The organism is Shinella sp. BE166, from assembly GCF_051201095.1.
GTDB classification, from domain to species: Bacteria; Pseudomonadota; Alphaproteobacteria; order Rhizobiales; family Rhizobiaceae; genus Shinella; species Shinella lacus.
Genome location: NZ_JBPEHL010000002.1, coordinates 19,896 through 36,959, shown reverse-complemented (window position 1 = coordinate 36,959; position 17,064 = coordinate 19,896). Strand labels below are relative to the sequence as shown.

The window sequence follows — 17,064 nt, the reverse complement described above, 5'->3', positions numbered from 1 at the left end:
TCAGAATATACGGCGCTTGGCCGGCACACGGACCGCAGCACTTTCGTTGCGCTCGGCGGAGAGGGCGGCCAGCGTGGTCGCGACGAACATTCCCGAAATCAGCAGTGCAAGGGCAGGCAGCACGATAAACATGGGGCGTTCCTCCTGAGGGGGTTCGGCACAGGCCGCTGCCTGTGTGCCTCCCTTTTCCCATGATGGAGCCGCGCGCGATGTTCCCGCGGGAACAGGATCTCAGAACAGGAAATCGCCCTTGTGGAGATCCGAGAGATCGACATGTTTCAGCACCATAACGTCGCTGCCCGCGCGGATCAGCACGTCGTCGCCGCTCTGCACGGCATGGCTCTTCATCAGGTCGGAAAAGCCGGTAATGGCGGACACATCCGAGAGATCGACCCGGTCGGTGCCCGGCTTGAAATCCGTCACCGTGTCGCGACCCTTGGAGAAGATGAAGACATCCGCCCCGGAACCGCCGGTCAGCGCGTCATTGCCCTTGCCGCCGTCGAGGATGTCGTTGCCGGCGCCACCGGAGAGCGTATTGCCGCCGCTGTTGCCGATGATGACGTTCGATAAAGCGTTGCCCGTACCGCTGATGCCCGCCGTGCCGAGCAGGATGAGCTTTTCGAGATTGGCGCCCAGCGTGTAGCTCACGGTGGATTGCACCGTGTCCGTGCCCCCGCCCACCTTCTCGACGAGCTTCAGCTTGGCATCGGCTACGAGATAGGTGTCGTTGCCCTTGCCGCCCGCAACCGTGCCAAAAACCTTGCCGCCACGCGTATCAAACGTGTCGTTGCCCGCGCCGAGATCGACATCGCCGCGGATCGTGCCGTTGTTGATGACAACCTCGATGCCATTGCCGCCCTTCAGCGCGACATCCGCCGCCTTCAGCGTGCCGTTGTTGCCGAAAGTGTTCGTGCCTTTGCCGAGAAGTGCTACCGCAATCCCGGTGGTCGCCGTCACCGAGCCATTGTTCGTCAGCGTCGCGCCGGCGCCATCGATGTGGATACCCGAGGCACCCTTCAGCGTGCCGTTGTTCATCACCTGCGCATAAGCGCCGCTGACATCGATGGCGTCGCCCAAGGTCGAGGTGATCGCCTTGTGATTGGCGAAATTGACCTTCGCGCCATCCAGCCGCACGCCATCCTTGACGGCCGAGATCGTGCCATTGTTCGCCATCACGGCGCCCGAACCGGTGATCACCACGCCCTCGTCGGCACGCGAGACGATCTTGCCGTTGTTGGTCACGACCCCGCCGGCACCCGTCACGGTCACCGCATCGAGCCTGGCATCGATGGTGCCGCTGTTGGTGACGATCGCCGTCGCGCCAATGCTCCTGATCCCGTCATCCGCCGTCGACTGGATGAAACCGTAATTGGTGATGATCGCCTTGGTGCCGGAAACGATCACCGCATCGCCCGCACTCTTCACCGTGCCATGGTTGGTGACGAGCGCATCGCTGCCGGTCGCCTTGATACCCGTGCCGCGGGAGGACAGCACCGAGCCGCGATTGGTGAGGTTGAGCCCCGCCCCGCTGAAGACACCCGCCGCCGTGCCGCCCGAAAGCGTACCCTGGTTGGAAAAGACGAACCCGCCGCCGGCCGCATTTAACCCGACGAGCGCCGCCGAGATCACCCCATCCGCCTTGATCGCCACGGTGCCGGCATTGGCGCCAAGCGCGGCCGCACCAAACACCACCGCATTGCCCGCAGAAGAATTCACCGTGCCATCGACCACCAGCGTGCGCCCGGCAAAGGCCCCGCCGGCATCGACTGCCGTGGCAGTCGTGGAAATCGAAACGCCGGGCGCAACGATCCACTGGCTGTTGGCCTCGCGGGCGGTGAGCGCCGACGTCATGTCGACCAGAATGTCGTGTTTGCTCATGGCAATCAGGCGTCCATCATTGACGTGGTCTCGTCCTAGCGCCTCTTCGGCGAAAAATCCGTTTAAAACAGGGCAATTGCGCGCGTCCCATGGCCACAGGGTTAACGCCGGAAGAACCCGTCATCCTTCGGCACGGCCGCCGCAAAATCGATCAGGTCGCCAAGCGTGTCCGTCTCGACCGAAATCACCCAAAGATCGCCATCGAAACGCCGCTCCCGCGCAATCGCCTCGGCCACCATCTGCGCCTCGACCCGCGCCAGCCGCGTCTCGAACATCCGCAGTCCCGTCTCGTCAGCCTCGAAGAAACTCTGTGGCGCCGGCGCATACAGGCTTTCCCGCCCGTCGCGAAACATCTGCCGCACGAACACCGCCCCCGCCTCCTCCGCCCCCTTCACCTCGACAGCCGCAAAACCACCGCGGGCAAAGACGCGGCGCATCAGGGCGGAAACGAAGATGTCGGAGCGAAGACGCATGGTGGCGGCTTACACGGCGCGAAGCCGCGGGGCAATCGCGAGATCTAGACCCGGATCGCCAACCGCAACCCGCCCCAGTGCCGTCCATTGACCGTGATGGGCGCGGAAATGTCCTTCATCAGCACGAACTGCCCGCCGCCCATGTCGCGTCGATAGGTCTGCACGAGGAAGGGTTCCTTGTTGCGGCCGGCGGCGAGGCCGACGCGGTCGTTGAAGATGCGGCGGTTGCGGCAGTTGGCGGTGTTCCAGGCGGGGTCGCCCGGGCGCTGCGGCTCGGAGAATTTGCGGTTGTGCGTCGGCAGGTAGCCGTGGTCGTCGATCGCCGCGCAGAAGGCGATGCGTTCGTCCGTCGCCACCGCGGGTTCCTGGATGGCCGGCAGCACGCGATCGGTGAAATCGGTAAAGCGCGTCATCATCTGCACCGGATCGCTGCCGGCAATCGGCCTATACTGCCGGTCGAACAGCGCCTCCATGCCGATCTCGCCGCTCAGCACGGCCGCGGAAAAGCGCGCGGAGACCTCGTCGGCAAGCGCCTGGACGAGGTTGATATAGGGACTGTCCGGCGTCTCGATGCCGGCACTCGCCGTCGCCTGGATGATGCGCTCGGAGATCGTCACCACCTCGCCGACCTTGCCGGAGGCGCCCTGCAGCACCGTGTTGGAGCGGATGATCTCCGCCGAGGCCGCCCCGATCGACCGGGCGAACTCGCTGCATTCCTTGTCCACCGCCTCCGTCGTCGCGGCAAGCGACGAAGCGCTGTCGAGGATTTTCGACATCACCTCTTCCACGCCGGCAAACGAGCCCTGCACGTCGGAGGCTGTCGCCTTGACGCCCTCGGCGGAAATGCGCGCGCCCTCGCCCGCCGCTTCCAGCCGGTCGATGCGGGCACGCAGTTCCTGCAATGTCTTCTGGATTGAGGCGGTGGTGTTGGAGGTTTCCAGCGACAGCGCCCGTACCTCCGCAGCGACCACGGCAAAACCCTTGCCGGCATCGCCCGCCCGCGCCGCCTCGATGGCCGCATTGAGCGCCAAAAGGTTCGTCTGCCGCGCAATCGTGCCGATCGCATCCGCCAGCCGCCCGACATCGGCGAGCGCCACGGCAAAGGCGGAAATCTCCGTGCCGATCTCGTTGGAGGCCGTCACCATATGGTCGATGGCGGCAATCGAGCCGTCGAGCTGCACCGCTTGCTCGCCCAGCACCTTTCGCGCGCTCGCAGCCAGTTGGTCCGTCTCGCCCAGCGCGCGGGCGATGCCGCCATTGGCGCTGGCGATCGCCGTTGCCGATTGCGTCAGCCGCGTGAAGAGCGTCGCGTGTTCACGCGATTGCGTAGCCGTGTCCTGGATGGAGCCGGCAATATCGACGAGGTGCAGGCCGAGATCCGACGCCTCGGCGGCCAGCGCGCCCACCACGCGGCGCAGCACCGCGGCATCCGCCTGCGGCTCCGGCATGTCCTCTTCCAAGTTATGCGCAGTCTCACGCAGGGCAGCGTTGGACATGGCTCGACGATCCTCCAGATTATCGAAGGATCATCCGGCAGACATGGTTAATGGATGCTTTACGGAAAAGCCTGTCGTAGGCGTACGACTTTGGTCGCATTCCCGCATTGCTAAAACAAGAAAGCTCAGAGCGCGCCGATATCCTTGAGCTTGGCGAGCACCTGCTCGTTCGGCTCGCCGGTCACCGGCAGTCGGTAGTGCTTCTCGAAGTGGCGGATGGCGGTGCGCGTCTTCTCGCCGATCAGCCCGTCGACGGCGATATCCGTATAGGCGATGTTGCTCAGACCCTTCTGGATCTTCATCACCAGCTCGCTCGGTACCGGCTTTGCCACAGCGGAGGTGACGCCCGGATCGGCTTCCGCCTCCATGATGGCGGCGGCGACCGGGTCGACCTCTTCCTCGGCCTGCGTGCGCGCAGGCTTGTTCTCGATGACCTTCGCCACCTCATCGAACGGCCGCTCGGCCGGTGTGACGTCGGTCACCTCCGGCAGGTCCTGCTCTTCGCCCTCGCGCTCGATGACGAAGGTCGTCACGTCGTGCGGTTCCGGCTTTGTGGCGGTGAAGCCCAGCGAATTGTCGGCGGAGCGCATCTTCAGGAAGGGTGCGGGATGGCCGCCCGGCTGATACCACAGCGCATTGGCCGCCACGAAGGAGAAGACGACCAGGAAGGCGCAGGTGCCGCCGACGGTGCTGGGATGGCGCGCGGCAAGGCCGCCGAGCGCGACCAGCCCGGTGATGACGATATTGGGCCTGCGCTGCGGCTCGGCGCGGGTGCCGGATCGGCCCTTGCGGGCCTGGCCTTGCGGCCGCCGCTCAGGCTGTCTTCTGACGTGCGCGTTCATCGTTCGTGTCCTTGCCATCCAGCGACGGCTCGTAAACGGTCTCAATGGCAGCCGCAAGGCGCGGCGGGAAATCGACGGTGGATGCCGTGGTCGGCCGCGGGTCGCCTTCGCGCGCCACGCCGGAGCCGTCCGCCGGCACGCGGATGGTGATGACCGTACCCTCGCCCGGCCGGCTCTGGATGACGAAGCTGCCGCCATGCAGCGCGACCAGACCCTTGACCAGCGACAGGCCGAGGCCGGTGCCCTCGTATTTGCGGGTATATTCGTTCTGCACCTGCATGAAGGGCTGGCCGATCAGCGCCAGCTTGTCGGCCGGAATGCCGATGCCGGTATCGCTGACGGCCAGGAGCAGGTCCTTGCCCTCGCGCGCCGCATCGATGGTGACGACGCCGCCGCGATCGGTGAACTTGATCGCATTGCCGACGAGGTTGATGAGGATCTGCTGGATCGCCCGCTGGTCGGCGACCGCCTCGCCGATGGCGCGCGGCACGCGGCTCGTCAGCTTGATGCCCTTTTCGCGCGCCTGGAGGCCGAGCATCTGCTCGCAGGCCTTGACGCTGTCGGCGACGATAAAGGGTTCGGTCAGCAGCTCGTAGCGGCCGGCCTCGATCTTCGAGACGTCCAGCATGGTGTTGACCACCGACAGCAGGTGCGAGCCCGACTGGTGGATCAGTGCCACATATTCGCGCTGGCGGTCGTTTTCCAGCTTGCCGAAATATTCGCCAGTCAGGATGTCGGAGAAGCCGAGGATGGCGTTGAGCGGCGTGCGCAACTCATGGCTGACGGCCGCCAGGAAACGGGTCTTGGCGTCATTGGCCGATTCGGCCTGCGCCGTCTTGCGCGCGCTTTCGGTGCGCAGCACGGCCTCGTCGGACACATCGCGCGACTGGGCGACGACGGCGGCCAGCGCGCCATCCGCGCCGCACAGCGCCGTCATTTCCACGCGCATATGCGTGAACTGCTCGGCATCCGCCTGCATGCGCGGGCGGTCGATGCGCACGTCCACCGTCTCGCGCACGCCGCCCTGGCGCAGGCGGTCGATGGCGGCGATGAAGCCGAGGCGGTCGGAAACGTGGATCTGGTCGAGATAGCCGCGGCCCATCGGGTCGCGCATCCAGGCCAGCATGTCGGCGCGGTCGCGGCCATGCACGGCGGTGACGAAACCGCGCGCGTCATGCAACGTCACGAGGCCGGCGAAGAGATCATAAGGAGAGGTCGGCGCCGGCTCTGTAACAGGCGCGTCGTCAATCTGCGCTACCTTGGGCTGAACCGGCTTCACCGGCCAGGCGGAGGTCGCGGCGGCGGCGAGCAGCGCACCGGCACCCACCAGCGCCACACCGGCCGGCAGCGCCGTGGACGCGGGCATGACGGCGGAGAAGGCGAGCGGCAGGCCTGGCGCGGCGGCCAGAAGGGCGAGCGTCGTCGCGCGCAGAGATGCGGACGGGCGTTCATCGGCGGCATGTGCGCCAGCAACGCCCGCAACGGCGCCCAGGCGGGCGGCCATTCTGTCAGCGATGGTGGTCAATTGGCGCAATGCAAAACCCTGCCGTTTATGTTCTTTTGTGTGAGCCCAAAATCGCATCGGCGACTTAAGGAAAGAATAAACGACAGGGGCCTGAAAGGGTCCGAAAAGCCCGAAAAGTCCCATTTCGGGGCAATCCACCGGCCATTCGTCCGGCGTGGTTAACGGGGCGTAAGCGCCTCATTTTGCGGCATTTTTCTGTTCGTATTAACCTCTGGGGCAACATCGCAGAACGCCCCTTCCCGGCATTCCGGGGCGCACCGCCAGTGCGCTCCGCCATCATCCTTAACGGCAATCGCTAAAATCTGCCTCAAATGCCGGTAAAGGTCCCGATAGGTCGCATTTTACTTAAATCTGGGCAAAACCTGAGTGATTCCTGAAAAGGGGAATTTCCTTCCGGCCCCTATTCTCGCATCAACGGTTCGCCAAGGACCAACACGAAAGCCGAAGGCCGCAAAGAGCCGAGGCCCTATAACAAGGATGGCAAGCGATGTGGTTTCTGATCAAGGGAACGTTCTGGTTCTCCATGGTTCTCGTCCTGCTCCCCTTCATCGACGCGGAATCCTCCGCGAAGCTGGAGAAGGGTCCGAGCGTCGAGATCGGCGATACCTTCAATGCCGCAAGCGAGGCGCTGCACTACGTCACCGCCATGTGCCTGGAGAAGCCGGACGTCTGCGAGAAGGGTGCTGAAACCTTCGTCGCCCTCGGCCACCGGGCCCGCGAAGGCGCCCGCATCGCCTACCAGTTCCTCGATACCCAGTTTGCCGAAGAGGGCACCGCGACCGCCAAGGCCGATCCGGTCGCCAAGGAAGCGCTCGACCAGCCGCTCCCGGATGTCGCCGCCATCGACGCCGACGACGAGGTGATCACCGGCACCATCGCCATCCCGACGCGCCGCCCTGACCACAAGAGCTAAGCTGATCGCCCTTCTGTTTCACGCAATTCCGAACGCAAAACCGCACGACACTTTTGCTGGAATTGCTCTTTAAAATTTCTGCCTGCCTGACTCGTTGCCCCTGCAACCGCCGTATGGATCCGTTCCATACGGCGTTTCTTTTTGTGGATACGGATTCCGGTTCAAATTCCGGGCTTCCTCCCCTATATGAAAGCCAAAGCCGCAGACGGAACCGACATGGCCACGCTTCAACAGATCATCGACGACTTCGCCTACCTTGAGGAATGGGAAGACCGCTACCGCTATGTCATCGAGCTCGGCAAGGCATTGCCGGACATTTCCGAAGACAAGCGCACGGCCGCCAACAAGGTGCAGGGCTGCGCCAGCCAGGTCTGGCTGGTCAGCCATACGGACGATGGCGCGGACCCGGTGATGACCTTCGAGGGCGATTCGGACGCCCATATCGTGCGCGGCCTCGTTGCCATCGTGCTCGCCATCTATTCCGGCAAACACGCCTCGGAGATCGCGGCGCTGGATGCGATCGATACGTTCAACGAGATCGGGCTGGTGGAACACCTGTCGTCGCAGCGGGCCAATGGGCTGCGGTCGATGGTGAAGCGCATCCGCGAAGAGGCGGCGGTGCGGGTGGCGGCTTAACGGCCTTCATCTTCGAAACGGCGCGGCAAGCTCCCACTGATCTCCCCCACAAGGGGGAGATTGAATTGCTGGAACGTCTCATTCCCCAATAGATACCCTCACCCCGAAATCTCCGGCCGATACCCCTCCGCCCCCCACATATGCGCCCGCCGCGCAGCGGGTGCCGCAGGCGCATAATGCCGCGCAAGCGCCATCAGCGAAGCCCGCAGCATCAGCTTGGCCGAGCGGGCCGGCCATTGCCGCTCGCGCTCCACCATCTCCAGCCCCTTCATGAAGCAGCAGACATCCAGCGCCACGCCGGAAAGCTCCGGACCGATCGCCTCGATGGCGCGCGCGACGCGCAGGCGGGCGGCGAGCGCCGTGTCGGTCAGTTCGCGCCCGGCGCCCGCCTCGCCCTTCTGGCGGCTGGCGACGCGGGGCTCCCAGGACATGGTCAAACGCGGCTGGAGGCCGCCGCGGGTGAAATCGGCGTGCAGCCGCTCGCCGGCGGCAATGGCATTTTCCGGCAGGTAGGCGTCGCCGGTCTTCTCCTTCAGCCGGGCCAGCGCCGCCAGCGGTGATTCGAGCCGGTTGGCAAAGGCCTTCTCCCGCGTGCCATCGCGCATCACCACCACCGCCTCCATGTCGCGGTGCTGGCCGGCAAACGGTGTCTCCGCATCGCAAAGCCGGCGCTTCAGGTGGGCACGCGCCTCTGGCATCGCCGTAAGCTTGTCGCCGGTAAGGCTGACGAGGCCGAGCCGCAGCGCTTGCGCCAGCACGTTCGGCGACAGCGGCTGCCTGCGCCCGTCGCCGGCTACGAGCAGATCGCCATCGGCAACGCTCACCTCGCGCGCCGCCAGCACGAAGCGGAGGAGCCTCGCGAGATCATCGGCAAGCTTCTGTCCCCCCTCACTCATGGCTGCCGATCCCCGCCGGACCGAAGACCGAGAGCACAACGCGCTCGATCGCCGAGACGAAGGCGTCGAAAGCCATATCGTCGCGGCGATCCTCCACCACGTTGCAGGCATGGCCGACCGTCGTGCGGTCGCGGCCATAGGCGGCGCCGATATCGGAGAGCGAGAGGCTGAGCACGACGTGGCAGACATACATGGCGATCTGGCGCACATGGCAGGTTGAGCGCCGGCTGTCGCGGCGCCAGAGCGGCCGGTCGCTGGCAACCGCGGTCATCTCCAGCACCAGCTGGCGCACGATCCGGCAGGCGATGTCTGGCGGCACGGCGGGAACCGCCGGCTCGCACAAGGCCTTGCGCGCGCGCGGCACCCCCTGCCCAGCGCCCGCACTCTTGTTTTCCGGTGCCGGACCGGGGCAGGATGGCGCCTCGGGAGACGGGCGCCGCTGGGGAACGATGAACTGGTGCATGACTGGCCACTCCTGTTTATAGGAATTTATTCATACACCCTAGAGGACGGACGGGGATGAATGAAGCCTTAAGCCACAACCATGCATTGAATTTCTTAATAAATTTGCGACATACATCCCCGATCTAGGGATTTATTCCTCCGCGATGAGACGGCGACGCTCCAAAACGCAAAAAGCCGGGGCCTTGCGGCTCCGGCTTTGCAATCTCATCGACAATGCGGTGCTTATTTGCCCTTGCGGCGCTGGCCGAGGCCCATTTCCTTGGCGAGGCGCGAGCGCGCTTCGGCATAGGCCGGGGCGACCATCGGGTAATCGGCCGGCAGGTCCCACTTTTCACGGTATTCTTCCGGGGTCATGCCGTAGTGGGTCATCAGGTGGCGCTTCAGCGACTTGAACTTCTGGCCGTCTTCCAGGCAGATGATGTAGTCGTTCTGCACGGACTTGCGCACCGGCACCGGCGGCTTCGGCTTTTCGGCGACCACAGGCGCTTCGACGGCGGCAACCGGCTGCGTCGTGTTGTTGAGCGCGGCATGCACGTCGGCGATCAGGCCCGGCAGCTCGGAAACCGGCACGACATGGTTGCCGACATAGGCGGCGACGATATCGGCAGTCAGTTCCACGAGCAGATTGGAGCCGGCGCCAAGGGTTGTTTCGGTCATTTCTTTCTCCTGTCGGACAAAACGAAGGTCGATGGCCCTATCCATCGGCCTGGACATCAAATTTGCGGCAAAGCGTGCTTGTCGGGCGATCATATGGCAGAATAATGCTCACCCCGCCGAAAACGGGATATTTCCGTCAATATAACTTTCTACTACGGCGGCCATCCATCACGCAGAAGCTCTTGCCGGCGCATATACCGAATCGGCATGAATACCGCACGAACTCAACCTAGACAGGAAAACCATGCGCAAGCTAAATCAACCCGAATACTTTACTTGGTCTGAGATACCATTCTTCAATTCAATGTCCAGTATTATTTTGCAGAAATAAAACGAGAGCTTTTAATATAGAAATCACCCCCAAGAAAATTAGCAGATACTACAAATTTTAAGGGTCGTCCTTTCAACCGTTTGTCAACGATTCTTTCCCGCCCGCGCGCGTGCGTCGCGCATTTCATCGATCACTGTATGACGTGTCAGGCTATAGCCTGCGCCATGCGCTGCTTTCGCGACGAGATGGGCGGCGACCGGCGCCGTCAGCACGAAGAACACGAAGCCCGCCAGCGCCCGCGTGAAGATCGCCACATCGAGCGAATGCATGCCGGCCGCGAGCAGCATGAGCCCCGAGCCGACGGTGCCCGCCTTCGAGGCGGCGTGCATGCGCGTGTAGACATCCGGCAGACGCACGAGGCCGAGGGCCGCCAGGAAGGTGAAGATACCGCCGGCGACCAGCATGACGGCGACGATGAGGGCGAGAACGAGATCCAGCATCAGCGCGCCCTCCTCGCCTTGCCGGGCTTGGCGTGCCGCAAGCCCTTGCGCGAAACCTCGCCATCCGGTGAGCCCGCCTCGCCCGGCTGCATGCCCTGGCTCAGGATGAAGCGCGCGAAGGCGACGGTGGCGAGAAAACCGACGAGGCCGAGCGCGATGGCGATGTCGATATAAAGGTTGAAGCCGGTGCGGATGGCGATGACGGCGATGAAGCCGATGGCGATCGCCACCAGCATGTCGAGCGCGATGATCCGATCCGGCAGCGTCGGCCCCTTGATGATGCGCCAGGCGGTCAGGAAGAAGGCGGCGCACATCAGGAAGAGCGCGATCGTCGAGGCGACGGAGATGACGGTTTGAGCAGCCATCAGCGGAAGGCCTCCATGATCTTCTTCTCGAAGCCGTTGGCAATATCGCGCCGCGTGCCGACCGGATCGGAGCAATCGAGCGCATGCACATAGAGCACGCGCCGGTCCTCTGAAACATCGACGGACAGCGTGCCCGGCGTCAGCGTGATGAGGTTGGCGAGCAGCGTGATCTCGAAATCCCGGTCCACCGTCAGCGGAAAGGCGAAGATGCCGGGCTTCAGCGCCATCTTCGGGCTGGCCACCAAGATGGCGACCTTCCAGGCGGACAGCGCCAATTCCTTGATGAACAGCACCAGCAGCGACAGGACTTTCAAGGGCCGGAGACGCCGGCCTTCGGAGCGGGCGCGGCCGCGTATGAGCACCAGCGAGAGCGCGCTGGCGGCGATGCCGAGCAACAGGTTCGGGATGGTGAAACTGCCGGAAACGGCGAGCCAGAAGGCGGTGAACACGGCAATGATGACAGCGGGCCGCATCTAGTTCACTCCCGGAAAGACGGAACCGATATAGGCGCGCGGATCGGCAAGGCCCTGGGCGGCGTGCTGGATGGTCGCGAGCAGCGCGTTCGGGAACAGGCCGAAGCCCACCGTCAGCGCCGTAAGCGCCACGAGCGGCAGCAGCGCGCTGGCCGGAATAGCCGCGTCCGGCGGCGCCTCGCCCGCGGGGCGCCAATAGGCGAGCGCGAAGACACGGCCGAGCGCGATGGTGGTCAGGAAGCCGGTGAGGAAGACCGCGGCCACCAGCCACCAGGCACCAATATCCATGGCCGCCTTCGCCACCATGACCTTCGGCCAGAAACCGGAAAACGGCGGCAGGCCGGAGACGGCGAAGAACAGCACCAGCGACAGCGAGGAAAACAATGCCGAGCGGGTATGAAGCCCCCCGAGGCGGTTGAGATCGAACGTGCCGGCAAGGCGCCCGGCAAGGCCCGCCACCATGTAGAGCGCTGTCATCACCACCATGGAATGCAGGGCGTAGAAGATCGCGCCGCCGACGCCGCCGGGGCTGCCGAGCGAAAGCCCCACCAGCATGACGCCGATGCCGGAAATAACGACGTAACCGAGCAGCCGGCGGATATCGCTCTGGCCGAGGGCGCCGAGCGCGCCGACAAGCATGGTCGCGACACCGGCAAGCGCGATGACGAAGCTCAGCTCCTCGCGCTCGATGGGAAACAGCATGATCAGCGTGCGCAGAAGCGCATAGATGCCGACCTTGGTCAAAAGACCGGCAAACAGCGCCGACACCACGACGCGCGGCGTGTGATAGGAGGCCGGCAGCCAGAAATTCACCGGGAAGGCGGCGGCCTTCATGCCGAAGGCGACGAGGTAGAGGGTCGCGAGCGTCATCAGCGGCAGGTCGGCACGGCCGGCGGCGGCTTTCACGGCGATATCGGCCATGTTGAGCGTGCCGAAGATGCCGTAGAGATAGCCGGTGGCGATGAGGAACAGCGTCGTCGCGACGAGGTTGAGGAAGGCGTATTTGATCGCGCCGTCGATCTGGCGGGCTTCCGAGCCGAGCACGATGAGGCCGAAGGACGAGATCAGCAGCACCTCGAACCAGACGTAGAGGTTGAAGATATCGCCCGTCAGGAACGCGCCGGAGACGCCCGCCATCAGCAGGAGCAGGAACGGGTAGAAGCCGTAGCGCCGGCCCGTGCCGTCGATATCGGAGAGCGCGTGCACGCTGCCGGCCAGCGCCACGACGGCACCAGCCAACGCGAAGAGCACGCCCGTCAGATCTGCGGTGAACGCGATGCCGAAGGGCGGCAGCCAGCGGCCCATCACCATGGTGACGGGACCGTTCTGCGAGACATGCACCAGCAGCAGCGCATCGACAAGGACCAGAATGGCGAGTGCCGGAATGGCGATCGCCGCCTGCAGGCGAATGGATTTGCGCAGCATCAAGAGCACGGCGCCGGCCAGGATGCACCAGGCGGACGGCAGCACGACCAGCCAGTCGGCGGGCGCGACCGGGGTCATGACAAGGGCTGCGGAGAGATCGGCGGGGCTTACGGCCATTGGCGGGGCGGTTCCTGTCAGTAGCCGGCAGGCGGGAGGGGATCGTTTTCCGGCTCGGCGACACGCATCTCGTTGGCGTTGTCCGTGCCGAGATCCTGATAGGCGCGGTAGACGAGCACCAGCAGGAAAGCGAAGAAGGAGAATGAAATGACGATCGCCGTCAGGATGAGCGCCTGCGGCAGCGGATTGGCGGTGAGCGTCGCCGGCACGTCGTGGCCAGCCGGAATGATCGGCGGCACGTCGCGCAGGATACGGCCATTGGTGAAGAGCGAGAGGTTGACGGCATTGCCGAGCAGCACGACGCCGAGCAGCACGCGCACCAGGAATTTCGACAGCATCAGATAGACCGCGGCGGCGAAGAACAGGCCGATCAGGATGACGAACAGGAGCTCCATCAGACACCATCCTCCGCTTCAAGCGCCAGCGCGATCGAGGTGATCGAGCCGACCACGACGAGGTAAACACCGGCATCGAATAGCATGACGCTGGACAGCGGGATCTCGACGCCGAGGATCGTCGGATAGACCCAAAGCCCGGTCATGAAGGGCACGGCGAAGACGAAGGACAGCAGGCCGGCGATGCAGGCGATGAACAGCCCGAAGGCCGCAATCGCCATCGGATGGAACCACAGCGCCTGGCGCACCGCCGCGACACCGTTGGCGATGCCGTAGATCGCGAAGGCCGACACCGCGATCAGCCCGCCAATGAAGCCGCCGCCCGGCTCGTTGTGACCGCGCAAGAGCACGAAGAGCGAGAAGAGCACCATGAGGGCGGTGAGGAAGGGGGCGACGGTGCGGAAGATGAGGGTGTTCATGGGCATCGCTCCGCAATGGGCGCCGAAGGGCTGTATACCCCCCTCTGGCCTGCCGGCCATCTCCCCCTCAAGGGGGGAGATCGATGGAGCGCCGTCCCGCCAAGCACAAGCGTTTGGATAGGAGCAATGTCCGTTCCGCTTGCCGATCTCCCCCCTTGAGGGGGAGATGGCCAGCAGGCCAGAGGGGGGTGGCCACACTCTCCCAACATCATGCCCTCCCTTTGCGAATGCGCACGATCGAAAGGATCGCCAGCCCCGTCACCATCACGACAGCGATCTCGCCCAGCGTATCCGTGCCGCGGAAATCGACGATGATGACGTTCACCACATTGGCACCGTGCGCGATCGTCTTGGAATAGAGGTTGAAGAAATCGGTGAGCGCGGTGTCGAAACGACCCTGCGTGACCTTCAAAAGATAGAGCGAGAAGCCGAGGCCGCAGGCGATGGCGATCACGGCATCCGGGATTTTTTCGCGGAGCGGCCGGTGGTCGCGCGGCGTCAGCTTCAACCGGGTCATGACCAGCGCGAGGATGACGACCGACAGTGTCTCGATCATGAACTGGGTGAAGGCGAGGTCCGGCGCGCCGAAGAGCAGGAAGAGCACGGCGACGCAAAAGCCCTGGATGCCGAGCGCGACGATGGCCGTCAGGCGGTTTTCCGCCGCCAGCACCGCGCCGATGCCGACGACCGCGAGCACCATGACGGCCAGTTCATGGAAGGGGACATTGGCCGGCCAGACCGGCAGGCGCGGCCATTCGCCATAGACGAACGGCGGCACGAGCAGTGCGAGCGCGATGACGATGAAGGTCGCCGTCATGTAGATTTCCATGAGCCCAGGCTGGGTCAGGCGGCTGACGGCGGACGACAGGCGCACGAGGCCGCGCATCGCCTGGTCGAAGCCTTTGTCCGGCCCCCAGCCGATATCCTCGACGAGCCCGTCCACCGCCGTTCGCACCTTGTCCAACGAGAGGAAGACCAGGACACCGACCGCGATAGTGGCGAGCGACAGCACGAAGGCCACGCCGAAATGCGGCATGGCGGAGATCGTGATCGTCTCTGGCTTGCCGGCGATGGCGGAGGCAAGCGGCGAGGTCAGCAGCACATGGGTGGTGGCCGAGAAGAGGCCGATGACCAGCCCTTTGACCGCCAGCAGCATCGGGCCGATCCATAGCAGCACCGGTCCCTCATGGGCGTGTTTCGGCGTCTCGACGGGCGGCCCGAGGAATGGTTTCAGCGCCACCGCGAAGGCGATGGCGAACATCAGGCCGTTGCCGATGATGGCGGCGGCCGTGTAGGCGATCGCCCGGATATTGCCGCCGGCGAGCGCGGCATAGACTTCCTCCTTGGCGAGGAAGCCGAAGAACGGTGGCAGGCCGCCCATCGAGAGCGCTGCCAGCACGGCCGCAAGGAAGGTGACGGGCATGGCGCGTCGCAGACCGCCGAGCTTGGTGATGTCGCGCGTGCCGGTCTCGTGGTCGACCAGGCCGGCGACCATGAAGAGAGCGCCCTTGAACAGCGAATGCGCCACAAGATAGAGCGCGGCAGCGGCCACCGCATGCTCAGAGCCGAAACCGGTCAGCATGACCAGCAGGCCGAGCGAGGCGACCGTCGTATAGGCGAGCATCAGCTTGAGGTCTGTCTGGCGGATGGCGAGCACGGCGCCGACCAGCAGGGTGAGCCCGCCGAAAGCCGGCAGGATCGTCTCCCAGGCGGCGGTATCGCCCATGACGGGATTGAGCCGCATCAGGAGATAGACGCCGGCCTTCACCATGGTGGCGGAATGCAGGTAGGCGGAGACCGGGGTCGGCGCCTCCATGGCGTTCGGCAGCCAGAAATGGAACGGGAACTGCGCCGACTTCGTGAAGGCGCCTCCAAGAATGAGGAACAGGATCGACAGGTAGAACGGGCTCGCCCGCACCTCAGCGCCGAAGGACATCAGCAGCGAGAGCTGCGTCACATCGGTGACGTTCCAGATGAGCAGCAGCCCCGCCAGCAGGAACAGCCCGCCGCCGCCCGTCACGATCAGCGCCTGCAAGGCGGCGCGGCGCGAGGCCTCGCGCGCATGATCGAAGCCGATCAGCAGGAAGGAGGTGATCGAGGTCAGCTCCCAGAAGATGAAGAGCATCAGGAAGCTGTCGGAGGCGACGAGGCCGAGCATCGAGCCCATGAACATCAAGATGAAGGAGAAGAACCGGCCCTGGTGTCTATGGCCCTTCAGATAACCGCCGGAATAGAGCACGATCAGCGTGCCGATGCCGGAGATCAACAGCAGGAAGGCGAGCGACAGGCCGTCGATCAGCCAGGAGAAGCTGACATTGTAGGCCGGCACCCAGGCATAACCGCCGGTCACCACCTCTCCGCGCGCGACCTCCACATTGAAGCCGAGGAAATGGAAGAATATGGCGAGCGGGATGAGCGCCAGCGGCCAGGCGGCATTGTGGCCGAGCACCCTTGTCAGGGCCGGCGCGACGAGCGCGCCGAGAAACGGCAGACAGAAGGCAAAGAAGGTCAGGCCCATCGTGTCTGGTGTCATCCCCCGTCCTTCCTGCGCGGGCTTCGCCCGTCGTTATCAAAATATGTCACAGCGCCGTTTCTACGTCGGTATGGCCGAAATCACCACCCTTGAACAGCAAGGGCGCGGCGTTTTCACGCGCCAACGCATAGGAAAAGCAATCACCATAGTTCAGGTGCGCGGCATGGCCGGTGCCGCGACCGAAGCGCCGAAACGCATCGAAGGCAAGCTCAGCCTGTTGCGCCGTGACCGGCTCGATGCGCACGCCGGCGCGCAGCAGGAAGGCGTCGAGTGCATTGGCACCGCTGGCGCCATAGCGGGCGAACAGCACCATTTTGGCTTCGAGCAGCGTTGCGGCGCTCATGATGCGGGCGGATGCGCTCTCGATCGCCTCGTTGAAGGCCCGCCGCTCCGGTTCGTCGTTCAGGATGGCGACCAGCGCCGAGGTATCCAGAACGATCATCGCGGCAGGCCGCTTTCATCGTAGCCCAGGATTTCGTCCGGCGTGCGCCGGTCGAGCAACGGCAGGCTTGCGCAGTCGAGCGCGATTCGGTCGAGCTGGTCGGCCAGCCGCGGGAGGTTGAGATGGCGCACACGCGCCAACCGTTCCTCAAGGGAGGTCTTGACCGCCTGTGTCAGGCTTTCACCCGTCGCTTCGGCGAGCTTGCGGGCGAGTGCATGCGCCTCCTCGTCCTTGATATTCAAAGGCATATTTTCCTCCATTCCTTTTGAAAAGGAGGATAGGAGGAAAGCCGATCTGACTCAAGTGGCGTCCCCAATTGTCTTGCCGCAATTCGCGTCCTATC

20 protein-coding genes are annotated in these 17,064 nt (G+C 64.4%); 2 read left to right on the top strand and 18 right to left on the bottom strand.

Annotated elements, in window-relative coordinates; all coding sequences use genetic code 11:
* The 6 genes from J2Y63_RS04110 to J2Y63_RS04085 form a co-directional block, all read right to left on the bottom strand.
* Positions 1-132: a hypothetical protein gene (locus J2Y63_RS04110; RefSeq protein WP_435265070.1), complete on the bottom strand. Its 132-nt coding sequence runs from the start codon at positions 130-132 to the stop codon at positions 1-3.
* 99 nt (positions 133-231) lie between these two features.
* Positions 232-1,878 (bottom strand): hypothetical protein, encoded by a 1,647-nt coding sequence (locus J2Y63_RS04105; protein WP_435265069.1) that lies wholly within the window; start codon positions 1,876-1,878, stop codon positions 232-234.
* A gap of 101 nt (positions 1,879-1,979) precedes the next feature.
* Entirely contained in the window at positions 1,980-2,351 is a 372-nt protein-coding gene (locus J2Y63_RS04100; protein WP_435265068.1) for a DUF1491 family protein, read from the bottom strand.
* Between the two features lie 44 nt (positions 2,352-2,395).
* Positions 2,396-3,799 (bottom strand): methyl-accepting chemotaxis protein, encoded by a 1,404-nt coding sequence (locus tag J2Y63_RS04095; RefSeq protein WP_435265509.1) that lies wholly within the window; start codon positions 3,797-3,799, stop codon positions 2,396-2,398.
* Between the two features lie 173 nt (positions 3,800-3,972).
* Positions 3,973-4,689, bottom strand: coding sequence for a peptidoglycan-binding domain-containing protein (locus J2Y63_RS04090; protein WP_435265067.1), 717 nt, complete (start codon positions 4,687-4,689; stop codon positions 3,973-3,975).
* Positions 4,661-6,271, bottom strand: a complete 1,611-nt coding sequence (locus tag J2Y63_RS04085) for a sensor histidine kinase (protein ID WP_435265066.1) — start codon at positions 6,269-6,271, stop codon at positions 4,661-4,663. Before J2Y63_RS04085 ends, J2Y63_RS04090 begins: the two co-directional genes overlap by 29 nt.
* Before the next feature lie 430 nt (positions 6,272-6,701).
* Between J2Y63_RS04085 and J2Y63_RS04080 the strand changes: the two genes are divergently transcribed.
* Together J2Y63_RS04080 and J2Y63_RS04075 are read left to right on the top strand one after the other, a co-directional pair.
* Complete coding sequence (locus J2Y63_RS04080) at positions 6,702-7,127, top strand: DUF5330 domain-containing protein (protein WP_256120825.1); 426 nt, start codon at positions 6,702-6,704, stop codon at positions 7,125-7,127.
* Between the two features lie 216 nt (positions 7,128-7,343).
* Complete coding sequence (locus J2Y63_RS04075) at positions 7,344-7,763, top strand: SufE family protein (protein ID WP_435265065.1); 420 nt, start codon at positions 7,344-7,346, stop codon at positions 7,761-7,763.
* Positions 7,764-7,861: 98 nt separating this feature from the next.
* On the opposite strand, the gene J2Y63_RS04070 is transcribed toward J2Y63_RS04075, so the two are convergent.
* From J2Y63_RS04070 to J2Y63_RS04015, 12 genes are all read right to left on the bottom strand, one after another.
* Positions 7,862-8,659 (bottom strand): DUF6456 domain-containing protein, encoded by a 798-nt coding sequence (locus tag J2Y63_RS04070; RefSeq protein ID WP_435265064.1) that lies wholly within the window; start codon positions 8,657-8,659, stop codon positions 7,862-7,864.
* Entirely contained in the window at positions 8,652-9,122 is a 471-nt protein-coding gene (locus tag J2Y63_RS04065; RefSeq protein WP_435265063.1) for a helix-turn-helix domain-containing protein, read from the bottom strand. Before J2Y63_RS04065 ends, J2Y63_RS04070 begins: the two co-directional genes overlap by 8 nt.
* A 224-nt stretch (positions 9,123-9,346) precedes the next feature.
* On the bottom strand, positions 9,347-9,781 hold the full coding sequence (locus J2Y63_RS04060) for a MucR family transcriptional regulator (protein WP_256120821.1): 435 nt from the start codon (positions 9,779-9,781) through the stop codon (positions 9,347-9,349).
* Between the two features lie 414 nt (positions 9,782-10,195).
* Positions 10,196-10,552 carry a monovalent cation/H(+) antiporter subunit G gene (mnhG, locus tag J2Y63_RS04055; protein ID WP_435265062.1) on the bottom strand — a complete coding sequence of 119 codons (357 nt, stop codon included), beginning with the start codon at positions 10,550-10,552 and terminating at the stop codon, positions 10,196-10,198.
* Positions 10,552-10,917 carry a cation:proton antiporter gene (locus tag J2Y63_RS04050; protein ID WP_435265061.1) on the bottom strand — a complete coding sequence of 122 codons (366 nt, stop codon included), beginning with the start codon at positions 10,915-10,917 and terminating at the stop codon, positions 10,552-10,554. Before J2Y63_RS04050 ends, mnhG begins: the two co-directional genes overlap by 1 nt.
* Positions 10,917-11,390 carry a Na+/H+ antiporter subunit E gene (locus tag J2Y63_RS04045; RefSeq protein ID WP_256120818.1) on the bottom strand — a complete coding sequence of 158 codons (474 nt, stop codon included), beginning with the start codon at positions 11,388-11,390 and terminating at the stop codon, positions 10,917-10,919. Before J2Y63_RS04045 ends, J2Y63_RS04050 begins: the two co-directional genes overlap by 1 nt.
* Positions 11,391-12,932: a Na+/H+ antiporter subunit D gene (locus tag J2Y63_RS04040; RefSeq protein ID WP_435265060.1), complete on the bottom strand. Its 1,542-nt coding sequence runs from the start codon at positions 12,930-12,932 to the stop codon at positions 11,391-11,393.
* A gap of 17 nt (positions 12,933-12,949) precedes the next feature.
* Positions 12,950-13,327, bottom strand: coding sequence for a Na+/H+ antiporter subunit C (locus tag J2Y63_RS04035; protein WP_256120816.1), 378 nt, complete (start codon positions 13,325-13,327; stop codon positions 12,950-12,952).
* Complete coding sequence (locus J2Y63_RS04030; RefSeq protein WP_435265059.1) at positions 13,327-13,746, bottom strand: Na(+)/H(+) antiporter subunit B; 420 nt, start codon at positions 13,744-13,746, stop codon at positions 13,327-13,329. Before J2Y63_RS04030 ends, J2Y63_RS04035 begins: the two co-directional genes overlap by 1 nt.
* A gap of 208 nt (positions 13,747-13,954) precedes the next feature.
* Positions 13,955-16,279: a putative monovalent cation/H+ antiporter subunit A gene (locus tag J2Y63_RS04025; protein WP_435265058.1), complete on the bottom strand. Its 2,325-nt coding sequence runs from the start codon at positions 16,277-16,279 to the stop codon at positions 13,955-13,957.
* A gap of 46 nt (positions 16,280-16,325) precedes the next feature.
* Positions 16,326-16,721 carry a type II toxin-antitoxin system VapC family toxin gene (locus J2Y63_RS04020; RefSeq protein WP_435265057.1) on the bottom strand — a complete coding sequence of 132 codons (396 nt, stop codon included), beginning with the start codon at positions 16,719-16,721 and terminating at the stop codon, positions 16,326-16,328.
* Complete coding sequence (locus J2Y63_RS04015; protein ID WP_435265056.1) at positions 16,718-16,969, bottom strand: type II toxin-antitoxin system VapB family antitoxin; 252 nt, start codon at positions 16,967-16,969, stop codon at positions 16,718-16,720. The genes J2Y63_RS04020 and J2Y63_RS04015 overlap by 4 nt, the downstream gene beginning before the upstream one ends.
* Positions 16,970-17,064: the final 95 nt, after the last annotated feature.